Here is a 12,828-nt window from a genome sequence, read left to right as displayed (position 1 = left end):
ACTTTTAACTAATTCGACTCCAATTTGTCGTTTTTTTCTGAGCCATAAAAGCTTGTTGTGTACGAATGATGGAATGCTCTGACTTTTCCATTTTAGGGTCTTCATCGAGGAGTTTATCTGCGGTTTCTCTAGCCAATTGAAGTACTTGGCTATCTTTTGAGATATCTGTGAATTTCAGAGAAAGGACACCACTTTGTTGTGTGCCTTCAATATCCCCTGGGCCTCTTAATTTCAAGTCAGCGTCTGCAATCTCGAAACCATTATTTGTTCTTACCATGGTTTCCAAACGGAATTTTCCGTCTTTACTGAGTTTGTCTCCCGAAATTAAAATACAATAAGATTGACTTCCTCCACGACCAACGCGTCCTCTGAGCTGATGCAATTGGGCTAGGCCAAACTTCTCAGCATTTTCAATGACCATCACAGTGGAGTTAGGCACATTTACGCCTACCTCAATTACGGTTGTGGCTACCATGATTTTCGTTTCTCCTTTTACGAAACGTTGCATTTCCCATTCTTTGTCTTCAGCTTTCATACGCCCATGTACAATGCTGATCGGTATTTTTGGAAATGCTCGGCAGATACTTTCGTAGCCATCCATCAAATTCTTATAATCTAATTTCTCAGATTCTTCAATAAGAGGATAAACTACATATGCTTGCCTTCCCTCAGCGATTTGTTCTTTGATAAACCCAAAGACACGAAGGCGGTTTGCATCGGTTCTATGCTGGGTCACGATGGGTTTACGACCAGCAGGTAATTCATCAATGACAGAAACATCTAAATCCCCATAAACTGTCATGGCAAGCGTTCTTGGAATTGGTGTAGCCGTCATTACCAAAATATGCGGATAGGCTTTGCTCGTTTTTTTCCAAAGTGCAGCACGCTGAGCAACACCAAATCTGTGTTGTTCATCAATCACACAAAGCCCTAGGTTTTGGAAGTCTACTTTTTCCTCAATCAAAGCGTGTGTTCCCACAATGATTTTCAGCTTTCCATTTCTGAGTTCTTCATCAATGATTCTACGTTCTTTTGTTTTAGAAGAACCTGTAAGAAGTGCAATGCTCACACCAATTTTATCGGCATGTTCTTTTAAACCATGATAATGCTGTGTGGCTAGAATCTCGGTAGGAGCCATCATACAGGCTTGTGCATCATTGTCGAGGCACATGAGCATACAGATAAATGCAACGATCGTTTTTCCACTTCCTACATCACCTTGGAGCAGTCGATTCATCTGAATCCCCGATTTCATATCGCCATAGATTTCTCTAACTACTCGTTTTTGGGCATTGGTCAGATCAAAAGGTAAATGCTCTTTATAAAAAGTGTTGAGGGTTGGGATTTTGGCAAAAACTTGCCCTGCAAACTGTTTGGTATGTTGTTGCTTTTTCTGAGCAAGAACTTTCAGTTGCATATAGAAAAGCTCTTCAAACTTCAAGCGGTTCAAGGCTTGTTCTAAAGTCTGAGGATCTTTTGGGAAATGAGCATAACCTACAGCATAAGCTTTAGAAATGAAGTTATGTTGTTTGAGAAGGTATTCGGGAAGTGTTTCTTCAATTTTGGCAAAGGCATCTTTCAGAAGCGTACGCTGCAGTTTTGCAACTCCTCTACTGTCAAGCCCTTTTGGTTTCATCTTTTCAGAAGTATGATAAACAGGGAAAAGTCCACCTTGTGGTTTGCTTTCGGCTGTAACCAATTCCATTTCTGGATGAGAAATACTGAATTTGAAACCGAAACGCTGTGGTTTTCCAAAAATCACATACGTAGCACCAATCTGAAGACTTTTGTCAATCCATGAATGCCCTTTAAACCAAACAAGTTCTAAAACACCCGTATCATCTTGGAACTGGGCAGAAAGTCTTTTCCCTCTGCCTTCTCCTATATATTGTTTCTTGACAATTCTTCCTTTGAGCTGTACATAAGGGAAATGTTCTTGAATTTCGGATACACGGTAAAACTTTGTGCGATCTTCGTGTCGGAATGGAAAATGCTCCAATAGATCACCAAAAGTGAAAATCCCTAATTCAGTATTTAATAAAGATGCTTTCTGAGGGCCTACACCTTTTAGAAATTCGATTTTTGTATCAAAAAAGTTCTTTACCACAGTCTCTTCCCTTTTACACTACTCATTTTATCAAATTACTCATTCTCATAAGCCGAAATTACGCTCTCCAACTTATCTTGAGCATCTAGTACAATTTCTGCAACTTCACGGAATACACCTTCACCACCTTTAGCTGCGGTTACGTAATCGACTCTACTCTGGATGTAGCTTCTGGCATCAGCAGGACAGACGCCCAAACCACAGTTTTTCAATACGCCTAAGTCGGGTATGTCATCACCCAGATAAGCGATCTCTTCAGCCTTCAACTGATAGTCAGCTAAAATCTTATCGAAGTGATCCATCTTTCTGCCCGATCCGTGATATTGAAAGTCAACTTTCAGTTCTGTTAGACGATGTTTTACAACTGCAGAATTTCGACCTGTGATAGCCCCAACGATAATTCCATTTTTCTGTAAAGCTTTAATCATGAAACCATCTTTCACATTGAAATTCTTGATTTCACGTGTTTCGCCTTCAGCTTCCGTTCCAGCAAATTGGGCGTAGATGATTTTTCCGTCCGTCATTACTCCGTCAATATCAAAAACGACTGCTTTAATTTTCTTGGCTTTTTCCCTTAGGGCTTCGTCTATCCAGTTCATTTTATGTCGAAAAGATTTCAGTTTCTAAAAAAGCAATTTAGGAATTAGAAAAGGAAAACGCACTTTTTAGAATAAATTCAAGTATAAAAAAACTGCTATCGAAATCTATCCAATAACAGTTTTATATATCTATTTTCGATCAGAGTGTCCGAGGTCTCTTTCGGGAGCAATTCGGTCTCTAATCATCTGCTTAATCTCTTTTGGTTGAGGGAAGCGTCTCATTTCCTTGAAGGAGAAAACCAATTCATCATTAATCCAAATCTCATAAATTCCACCTTTAGTTGGTGTAAGACTCAAAGAGCTAATCTCCTCTGAAAAAGTGGTAAGTAATTCTTGAGACATCCAAGAAGCTCTGAGTAACCAACCACAGAGTGTACAATATTTGATTTCTATTTTTGCTTTGTCCATATTCTTTTAGAATAAACTGAATTGAGAAATCTTATGAACAAACTGTGTCAGTGATTCTGGATATAAAGCGGCTCCATATACAATTCCGAATACAGCACCATAGAAATGGGCATCGTGATTGATGTTATCTCTTCCTCTTTTAGCTTGCATGTTGGAATAAATCAAATACAAGAATCCGAAGATAAAGCCAGGGATAGGAATGAAGTAAAGGTAGATTGTATTTGTAGGATCGTATAAAATACTAGTAAAGATCATGGCAGATACACCACCTGAAGCACCTAATGAACCATACCAATAATCATTTTTATGTTTGATATATGTCGGGATATCTGAAATAATCACACCCAATGTAAATAAAGCAAGTGTGGCTAGTTTGCCATGAAGTGGATTATCTAAGATGTAAGTGAAATACATTTCGGTATTTCTGCCGAAAAAATATAAAGTAAACAAGTTGAACAAAAGGTGTGTCCAATCGGCATGAACCCATCCAGATGTGACAAATCGGTAATATTCCTTATTGTGACTGACTTTATATGGCGAATGCATTAGTTTCTGTTTGAGTTGAGGCTTCTGAAATCCTTGCCAACTCACCAATCCGATGCTAATAATAAGTATGATTGTGATAGATAACATAAAATCTTGATTTTCTGTATATGTGTAGGTTTTCCATACGCAAGATACTTCTTTCAGTTTCAATTCACTTTATCTTGTTAGGCAAAAGTTTTCGATACCTAATACTCAACCAGCCAACCTAACTATGAAATCAATTAACTACACACTCATTCTACTAACTCTACTTTTTTCATGCAATACAGCTAACGTTGATCCAATTAGTGAAGACGACACACCAACAGTCTTCATGAAAGCCAAAATTGATGGCTCAGATTGGAGGGTAGTAGAAGCTGATGACTCGGATAATATTCCTAACAGTCAATTAATCAATTTTGAAAAAGTAAGTCCAGGAGCCACAACGAATGTTCATATCTTGAAAATTACGGGTAGTTCGGCAGAAGAAGGTTTGGAAGATAAGACCATAAGTCTTTGGCTCTATGATGATCATGCAATTTCAGAAGGAGTTTATACAATTGAACAAGGAAAGGAGGAAAGTCCACATTATGCTAGAGCATTTTACACAGATCTGGCAGATTTATATGATACCTCACTCAATGAAGATGGTCTTAAATTAAGAGGTACAATAGAAGTTACAGAGTTTAGTTCTACTTTTTTAAAAGGAACATTCAACTTTAGAAGTTACAGACAATTACCCGATAACAGTTTCCAAGAAGTAGAACTGTCTGAGGGAAGTTTTAATATTCCGATAGAATAAGGGTAAACTTTCAGATTCATTAAAGTCTTATAACTTGCTGATCTATGGATTATTGAAATTATTCTTGTATATTTGCAGCCTGTTAAGACAGACGGGTTCTGTCAATTTCATAAAACAAAAACGAAATCGGAGGACGTGATCCTCCAAAATTCAATTAATTATGGCAGTAAAAATTAGATTAGCACGTAGAGGTAGAAAGAGAAAGCCTATTTATGATGTAGTAGTTGCTGACGCGAGAGCACCTCGTGACGGTCGTTTCATCGAGAAAATCGGTACTTTCAACCCTAATGAAAACCCTGCAGCGATTTCTTTGGATATCGACCGTGGTGTACATTGGGTACTTGTAGGAGCTCAACCTACTGATACAGCTCGTACGATCCTTTCAACTGCTGGTGTTATGTACAAAAAACACTTGCAAGTTGGTGTAAACAAAGGAGCTAAAACTCAAGAGCAAGCTGATGCTATCTTCACTGAGTGGTTGGCAGCAAAAGATGCTAAACAAGCTGAGGCGTATGAGGCTAAGAAAGCAGCTAAAGCAGCGAAATTGGTAGCAGACCAAGAAGAAGGTCTTCGCCTAAGAAAAGAGGCAGCTGAAGCAGCAGCTAAAGCTGAGGCAGAAGCAAAAGCGGCAGCAGAGGCAGAGGCTAAAGCAGCAGCTGAAGCGGAAGCATCAGAAGAAGCAGAAGGTGAGGCAGACGCTCCAGCTGAAGAGTCAGCAGAGTAATCTCAAAATCAACTTCAAGTTGAAGGTATGCAAATAAGACATACCCCGTAAACTTAGTTCGAATAAGTGAATTCAAATCGGATATAAATCCCAACCATGGAAATGGTTGGGATTTTTTGTTAAAAAATATATCTCTACCTCAAAACTTTTGCAAGATTTAGTCGTTTACGATATAGTATCTAAATCACAATTTGACAATGAGTAAATCTATCTACCAATTCTCAGCAAAAGACAGAGCAGGAAAAGACGTAAACCTAGAAGACTACAAAGGAAAAGTAGTTTTAGTAGTAAACACAGCAAGTAAATGTGGTTTGACACCTCAACTTGAAGGTTTACAAGCCTTGTATGAAAAATACAGTGACCAAGGGCTAGAAATTTTAGGTTTTCCTTGTAATCAGTTCGCAAATCAAGAACCAGAAGGAGGTGCACACATAGAAGAAGTGTGTTTACTTAATTATGGTGTGAAATTCCCAATTCTTGATCTTGTAGAGGTAAATGGAGATAATGCCCACCCATTGTTCAAACACTTGAAAAAGGAATTACCAGGAACTTTAGGGAACCGAATTAAATGGAACTTCACTAAGTTTTTAGTAGATCAAGAAGGACGCCCTGTTAAGAGGTTTGCACCGACTACTAAGCCTGAAAAAATAGATTCATATATTTCTGACTTATTATAAAAGAGAGGTGATGAAGGAGGGTGAAGATAAGAATGATTTAATGAAGTTGGATAATCAGTTGTGTTTTCCACTTTATGCAGCCTCACGACTGATGACACGTTTGTATCAACCATTGCTTGAAACGCTTGGGTTGACATATCCTCAGTATCTTGTGATGCTAATTCTTTGGGAAGAAGATGGTGTAGCTGTTAAAGAAATAGGAGCAAAGCTTTTATTGAATAGTAATACTCTAACGCCACTACTGAAACGTCTGCAAGAAATGGGGCTTGTCGAAAGAAAGCGACAAAAAGAAGATGAACGTGTGGTTTGTATCTTTCTGACTGAAGCAGGAAAAAAAATGCGAGAGCAAGCAAGTTGTATTCCTCAAGAATTGGTACAAGCTACCAAAATGGATTTGGAAGAAGCTTTACGTCTAAAAGCAGACTTGGAAAATCTTATTGATAAAATAAAATAATAAAAGCCTTCTTGATTTAACTTCAAGAAGGCTTTTTCGTCTTTACAGTGTTACAGGTTGCGGTAACTTGAAAGTTTTGAAGATTTTTTCTCTTGTGCCACCTTCTTCAGCTAAAGCTTGGTCAAGTTCAACCGAGATGGTATGCATTAAGCCTTCAATATCTTCCATTGTATGATGGTTCGTAATTGTGATTCGTAAACCAGAACGTTGCATAGGAACAGCAGGGAATACGGCTGGGTTTACATAGAAACCATTTTCCATTAGTTTATTACAAATTTTACGACATACTTGTGGTGAACCAACACCTACATAGAAGATCGGAGATAATTCTTCACTAACTAAAGGTAGTGCATATTTATTTGCACAAGCCACAAAGTGTTTCATTCTCTCCATAAGTGCATTCTGATGAACCGTGATTTCATTCGTTAAGTGTAATTTTAACGATTCAATTGACGCAGCTAACACTGAAGGTTGGATAGGTCCAGAGAAAATAAAAGTAGAACCACAGTTTTGAACAAGCTCTTTTTGCTTTTCATCTTGTAAAACAATAACTCCACCAGCAGAAGCGAAACTCTTCGCCATAGACCCTGTCAGGAAAAGGTGAGGATGGTGTTCCTCTACTTTTGACATGAAATATCCTTTACCATTTTCTCCAGCCCAACTAAATCCATGAGCATCATCGACATAAAGTCTAAAACGCTCGTATTTATCTAGTAAAGCCATTAATTCTTTAGCAGGAGCACCGTCTCCATACATTGAATAAATACCGTCAGCCATATACCAAACTAACTCGTGTGTCTTTTGAAGTTCGATAATACGCTCTTCAAGAAGCTCTAAGTTGTTATGTCTGACTAGCTCAACATGAGTGTTATCTGCCTTAGAAATCTGTGCAGCATTTTTCACACTCATATGAACTTGATGATCTAGAATGATAGCATCTTTCGTTCCTACAACTACAGGAAGTGCACTCATATGCCCTAGGGTAGTAGTAGGAGCAAGTAACACTGGCTTTTGGTAAATTTGTTGTAACAAGTCCTCAGCTTCTTGGTAAAGCTTTAGCCCTGTAAATGAACGAGATGAAGAGAATTGTGTGCCAAATTGTTTGATGGCATTAATACTTGCCTCTTTCAGTCTTTCATCCATTTCTAGTCCCAAATAACTACAAGAACCGAAATGTAAAACCTCTCTCCCGTTAATGTGAATTAGGCGTCCATCAAGTGCTGGAGTATCAACAATATGTTGTGCAAGCTGCTGATCTACCAATGCTTTTACAGACGCATACGTACTTTCTAATAGTACCTTGTTCATTGTAAATAGTGATGATAAGATTGTAAATGCATAAACTTTCTCTCTGGTTAGAAGAAAGTTTTATAAAAAATACTTAGTGATGAATGTTGATTCACTAAACCAAAAACAAGGCCAAAGGGATAAATTCAATCCTTTATTTTGTAAAATATTTCATTTTATAAAATTAAACTAGGTTGGTTTTTATTCGAAACAATGAATGTTGAAAAAGAATGTAAATAATGGTTAATCAATAACAAATAGATAATAAAATTGGTGTTTTGATAGTAAAATCTCATTAAAAAAAGGAGTTTATTATTTTAATTATAAAAAAAACTTATATATTTGAAATACTTTAACGTTGTGTGGGACTCTATTTATTAAACTTAAGTAGTCAGAATTATAGCAATCTCTCTTTGGTTTTATGCAAGAGATGTTTGCTTTTCTTTGTCTCTTATCCCCACAGAAATAATCGAATCAGATTATACTAGCCTAAAGCGCAATTACCAATGAACTCTATGAAAGAAAGACTAACCAGCTTCAAGGACAACTGTGGTTTTGGTATGGTGGCACATGCTCGCAATATCCCATCTCGACAGATGACCTTAGATGCGATCGAAGCACTATCCAGAATGATTCACCGTGGGGCTGTAGCCGCTGACGGAAAAAGTGGTGATGGTAGTGGACTTTTGTTCTCTATGCCTCATCAGTTTATGAATCGAGTAGCTGAACTTAATGGTTTCGACCTTCCCGAAACCTATGCAATTGCCATGATGTTCCTCACGAACGAACGTCAGAAAGAGGTATTTTGTGAGTATTGTGAGAAAAGTGATTTACGCGTATTATTCTTCAGAGAAGTACCTGTAGATACTCAACCACTTGGAGAGCAAGCCAAAGAAACACTACCTAATATCACACAAGCTTTTGTTATCCCGAATAGCTTGATTTCAACTCGTCGTTTCTCTTCATTATTATATTTAGTAAGAAAAGAAGTTGAGCATGCGCTCAAGGATGAAGAAGATTTCTATATCTGTTCATTCTCAGATCGAGTAATCTCATACAAAGGTTTGGTAATGCCTACCGTAATCAAGGATTTCTACCTTGATTTGAGTGAAGATGATTTTGAAGTGAGTTTTGCTCTTTTCCACCAAAGATTCTCAACAAATACACTCCCTCGTTGGCCTCTAGCTCAACCTTTCAGAACTTTAGCCCATAATGGCGAAATCAACTCTATTCAGGCAAACAGGTTCAATGTTAAGGTCAGTGAAGAACTGATGGAGAGTCTTGTGTTCTCAAAAGAAGAGTTAGACAGAATTTTTCCAATTCTGACAGAAGGTGCAAGTGATAGTGCGAGTTTAGATAACTTCTTTGAGTTTTTGGTACAAGCGGGTGTTGACTTCTTCAAGGCAGCTCGTTGTGTAATTCCTGCGCCTTGGCAAAATGCGCCAATGATTGATTCAAAATTACGTGACTTCTACGAGTATTTGTCAAGTAACTTTGAAGCATGGGATGGTCCTGCGGCAGTAAACCTTACTGACGGACGTTACATCGCATGTATGATTGATAGAAATGGTCTGAGACCAGCAAAATATATCATCACTAAAGATGACCGTGTTGTAATCGCCAGTGAATATGGTGTGGTTGATATCGATGATGAAGATATCGTAGAACAAGGTCGTTTGAAAGGTGGCGAGATGATGGCTATCGACTTGAAATATGGTCGAATCCTGAAAAATGAGGAAGTAAATGATTATTTGAAAGATCAACGTCCTTGGGGAAAATGGCTTCGTCAGAATAACTATTATTTGAAAGATCATATCGGAAAGAACTTTACAGACTTTGCCGATTATTCATATGATAACATGGTGGATATGCAGCGATACCACAACTTCACGAACGAAGTGGTAGAGCAAGTAATCGCACCAATGGTAGAAAAAGGAAAAGAGGAAACAGGTTCTATGGGTGATGATACGCCTTTGGCATGTTTCTCTACTGTACAACGTAGTTTTACCGATTTCTTCCGTCAAAAATTTGCTCAAGTAACCAATCCTCCGATTGACCCACTACGTGAGCGTATTGTAATGTCGACTTCGGTTACTTTCGGACCAAGAAACAACCCATTGCGTAATGGTCCTGATGGTAGTCACCGTCTGAAGACAATGAATCCATTGCTTTCTTTCGAAAAAATGAATGTCTTGAAGGCACATGGAGAAAAGGGGAATTTCCTTTATGACCCAGTATATAAGAGTGCTGTTTTCTCTACTACTTTCAAAAAAGACTTGAAACAATCTTTGGTTGATTTAGGTGAAGCAGTAGTTAAAGCTGTAAGAGACGATAAGGCAGGGATCATCTATTTTGATGATAGATCATTAGATGGTAAAAACCGTTTGATTCCGATGGCTATGGTGGTGGGTTATGTCAATCAATTGTTAGCTGAGAAAAGAATCAGAGGAGCTGTTTCAATCGTTGCAATTACGGGTGAAGTTTATGACTCTCACTCTGCAGCAGTAATGTTGGGTTATGGAGCTACAGCAGTTTATCCTTATTTGCTTTGGTCAACAGTAATGCAATTGGCTAAACGTAAGAAGGAAGATTGTTGGCAAGAACAGAAGAAAGTTCTTCAGAAAACTCAGAAGGCAATCAACCTTGGTCTATTGAAGATCATGTCGAAAATGGGTATTTCTACTTTGGATAGTTACCAAAATTCGGCATTGTTTGATGTGGTTGGTTTGAGTGAAGAAGTAAGATCAATGTGTTTTACTTCATCTGTAGGACTTCTGAAAGGATTATCATTTGATGATATCGAATTCAGAATTCATAAAAATCATAAGCAAGCGTTCAAACGTCATTATATGAAACGTATGTACCCATTAGAGGTAGGTAGTTTCTATAAGTACATGGACAATGGCGAGTACCATGACTTCTCTCCAGAAGTTGCACAGCAAATCCACAAGATTGCACGTAAGGGTACGCCAGAGGCTTATGAAGAATTCAAGGATAGAATAAATCATAGAGGGCAGAAGATGATTCGAGATTTCTTCGAATTTAATTCTGAAAGACCTTCTATCTCAATAGACGAAGTTGAACCACTGAAAGATATTACTTGGCGTTTTGCATCTGCTGCCATGAGTTTGGGATCTATTTCTCCAGAAGCTCATGAAGCAATTGCAGAAGCTATGAACCAATTGGGCGGTCAGTCCAACTCGGGAGAAGGTGGGGAAGCTAAAAGACGTTTCGGCACGAACTTGAACTCTAAGATCAAGCAGATTGCTTCCGGACGTTTCGGGGTGACTCCTGAATACTTACGTAGTGCAGAAGAGATTCAAATCAAGGTGGCACAAGGAGCCAAGCCTGGAGAAGGTGGGCAATTGCCAGGTTCTAAAGTGACGCCTCTCATCGCTACACTTCGCTGTACTATCCCGGGAGTAACCTTGATCTCTCCACCTCCTCACCACGATATCTACTCGATAGAGGATTTAGCACAGTTGATCTTCGACTTGAAGCAAGTGAACCCGAAAGCAAGAGTTTCTGTAAAACTAGTATCTAGTGCAGGTGTAGGTACAATTGCAGTAGGGGTAGCTAAAGCTTATGCCGATAAGATCATTATCTCTGGAGCTGACGGAGGTACTGGAGCTGCACAACTAGGTTCGATCAAGTTTGCAGGTAACCCTTGGGAGCTTGGTTTGAGTGAAGCACACAATGCTTTGAAAGCGAATGGTCTTCGTGGAAATGTAGAATTGCAAACAGATGGAGGTCTGAAAACAGGTCTTGACATCGTAAAAGCTGCAATTCTTGGAGCAGAGAGTTATGCTTTCGGTACAACAATCTTGACAACTGTTGGATGTAAAATCCTTCGTGTATGTCACCTCAACAAATGTAGTGTAGGTGTTGCTACACAAGATGAAATGTTGAGAGCATATTATGTGGGTACTGTAAAGGGTATTGTAAACTATCTAACAGCAGTAGGAGAAGAAGTTCGTCAGATTTTAGCAGAATTAGGCTATAAAAAACTGGATGATATTATCGGTCAGACACACTTGTTGAAAGTAATCAACGATGAGTTTGCGAAGAAATTTGACTTCAGTGATGTATTATATAATGGCGAAGGATTTAATGTTCGTCAGTCAAAACGCAATACACCTTGGGATGACAATGTGTATGAAAAAGCGATTTTGAAAGAACTTGAGCCAGTGATTAGAGCACCACATCAGAAAGTGGTATTGGACAAGAAAATTGTCAATACAAACCGAAGCTTTGGTGCAATGATTAGCGGTGAAATTGCAGGTCATTACGGCGATAAAGGATTGACTAAAGAATTGATTACGCTAAACCTAACAGGTACGGCAGGGCAATCATTCGGAGCATTCCTTGTTAGAGGTATGATGTTGAAACTTTACGGTCAAGCCAATGATTATGTTGGTAAAGGTATGCGTGGAGGACAGATCATCATCACTTCAAGTGACTTGTCTGGGGCTAGAGGATTAGCAGGTAATACTTGTCTTTACGGAGCAACAGGTGGTAAACTATTTGTAGCGGGTACTGTAGGTGAGCGTTTCGGTGTAAGAAACTCAGGAGCCCTAGCTGTAGTAGAAGGTACAGGAGACCACGCTTGTGAATATATGACAGGTGGTACAGTAGTGATTTTGGGTGAAACAGGATACAACTTCGGTGCAGGTATGACAGGTGGAGCTGCATTTGTTTATGACCCTGATCGTAAGTTCGTAGATAAGATGAACCAAGAGTTGATCAAAGCTGAGCGTATTGATACAGATGATCAAGATGAGGCTCGTTATTACTTACTACGTATCTTGAGAAGCTATCACTACCGTACGTCAAGTGAAAAAGCAAAACGCATTTTGGATAATTTCCGTGAGGAGTCACGTAATTTCTATTTGGTTACGTCCAAAGACATGAAAGCTCCTCTTAACCCTATGGAAGGAGATTAATGGGGTATTCTCGATCAAACCTTTGAAAGTAGGATTATACTAGATTGATTGTAGTATCATTTAATTATAGTCTATCTCAGCGGACAAAGTAGATTCTTAAGGAATTGCAGCCTTCATTTTTTGTCTTGACACAAAAAACGAAGCAAAAAAAGTCAAGCCCCATCGAATCTACTTCCCACAAGACAGCCTAAGCTTCTCACGTGGGGCAAACAGCCCGCTTATTGAGGTGATTATAAAAGTGGCATTAGATACGTAGCCGTAAAGAATTATATGAAATGAAAGCGTTAAAAAACACTATGTTT

General features: G+C 38.6%; 10 protein-coding genes. 5 read left to right on the top strand and 5 right to left on the bottom strand.

The window, feature by feature from the left end:
- Nucleotides 1–4 precede the first annotated feature (4 nt).
- From recG to BC781_RS24280, 4 genes are all read right to left on the bottom strand, one after another.
- Nucleotides 5–2,107, bottom strand: a complete 2,103-nt coding sequence (recG, locus tag BC781_RS24295; RefSeq protein WP_109622946.1) for an ATP-dependent DNA helicase RecG — start codon at nucleotides 2,105–2,107, stop codon at nucleotides 5–7.
- A gap of 35 nt (nucleotides 2,108–2,142) precedes the next feature.
- Nucleotides 2,143–2,706, bottom strand: a complete 564-nt coding sequence (locus BC781_RS24290; protein ID WP_109622944.1) for a KdsC family phosphatase — start codon at nucleotides 2,704–2,706, stop codon at nucleotides 2,143–2,145.
- A gap of 129 nt (nucleotides 2,707–2,835) precedes the next feature.
- Nucleotides 2,836–3,114, bottom strand: a complete 279-nt coding sequence (locus BC781_RS24285; protein ID WP_109622943.1) for a SelT/SelW/SelH family protein — start codon at nucleotides 3,112–3,114, stop codon at nucleotides 2,836–2,838.
- A 6-nt stretch (nucleotides 3,115–3,120) separates the two neighbouring features.
- Nucleotides 3,121–3,747: a rhomboid family intramembrane serine protease gene (locus BC781_RS24280; protein WP_109622941.1), complete on the bottom strand. Its 627-nt coding sequence runs from the start codon at nucleotides 3,745–3,747 to the stop codon at nucleotides 3,121–3,123.
- Between the two features lie 124 nt (nucleotides 3,748–3,871).
- Between BC781_RS24280 and BC781_RS24275 the strand changes: the two genes are divergently transcribed.
- The 4 genes from BC781_RS24275 to BC781_RS24260 all read left to right on the top strand — a co-directional run bounded on the left by BC781_RS24275 (nucleotide 3,872) and on the right by BC781_RS24260 (nucleotide 6,296).
- Nucleotides 3,872–4,441, top strand: a complete 570-nt coding sequence (locus BC781_RS24275) for a hypothetical protein (RefSeq protein ID WP_109622939.1) — start codon at nucleotides 3,872–3,874, stop codon at nucleotides 4,439–4,441.
- A gap of 160 nt (nucleotides 4,442–4,601) precedes the next feature.
- Nucleotides 4,602–5,165, top strand: a complete 564-nt coding sequence (locus tag BC781_RS24270; RefSeq protein WP_109622938.1) for a 30S ribosomal protein S16 — start codon at nucleotides 4,602–4,604, stop codon at nucleotides 5,163–5,165.
- 197 nt (nucleotides 5,166–5,362) lie between these two features.
- A complete protein-coding gene (locus BC781_RS24265; RefSeq protein WP_109622935.1) occupies nucleotides 5,363–5,842 on the top strand; it encodes a glutathione peroxidase in 480 nt (159 codons plus the stop codon).
- Between the two features lie 10 nt (nucleotides 5,843–5,852).
- On the top strand, nucleotides 5,853–6,296 hold the full coding sequence (locus BC781_RS24260; protein WP_109622933.1) for a MarR family winged helix-turn-helix transcriptional regulator: 444 nt from the start codon (nucleotides 5,853–5,855) through the stop codon (nucleotides 6,294–6,296).
- Between the two features lie 42 nt (nucleotides 6,297–6,338).
- Here the strand turns inward: BC781_RS24260 and BC781_RS24255 are convergent, their stop codons facing one another.
- On the bottom strand, nucleotides 6,339–7,604 hold the full coding sequence (locus BC781_RS24255) for an aminotransferase class I/II-fold pyridoxal phosphate-dependent enzyme (protein WP_109622931.1): 1,266 nt from the start codon (nucleotides 7,602–7,604) through the stop codon (nucleotides 6,339–6,341).
- Between the two features lie 494 nt (nucleotides 7,605–8,098).
- On the opposite strand from BC781_RS24255, the gene gltB reads away from it, so the two are divergent.
- Complete coding sequence (gltB, locus tag BC781_RS24250) at nucleotides 8,099–12,526, top strand: glutamate synthase large subunit (protein WP_245935661.1); 4,428 nt, start codon at nucleotides 8,099–8,101, stop codon at nucleotides 12,524–12,526.
- Nucleotides 12,527–12,828 lie beyond the last annotated feature (302 nt).

This window comes from Sediminitomix flava, from assembly GCF_003149185.1.
In the GTDB taxonomy this organism is placed as follows: domain Bacteria; phylum Bacteroidota; class Bacteroidia; order Cytophagales; family Flammeovirgaceae; genus Sediminitomix; species Sediminitomix flava.
Note: the sequence above shows the minus strand (reverse complement) of the source record. Positions and strands in the feature narration are given on the sequence as shown.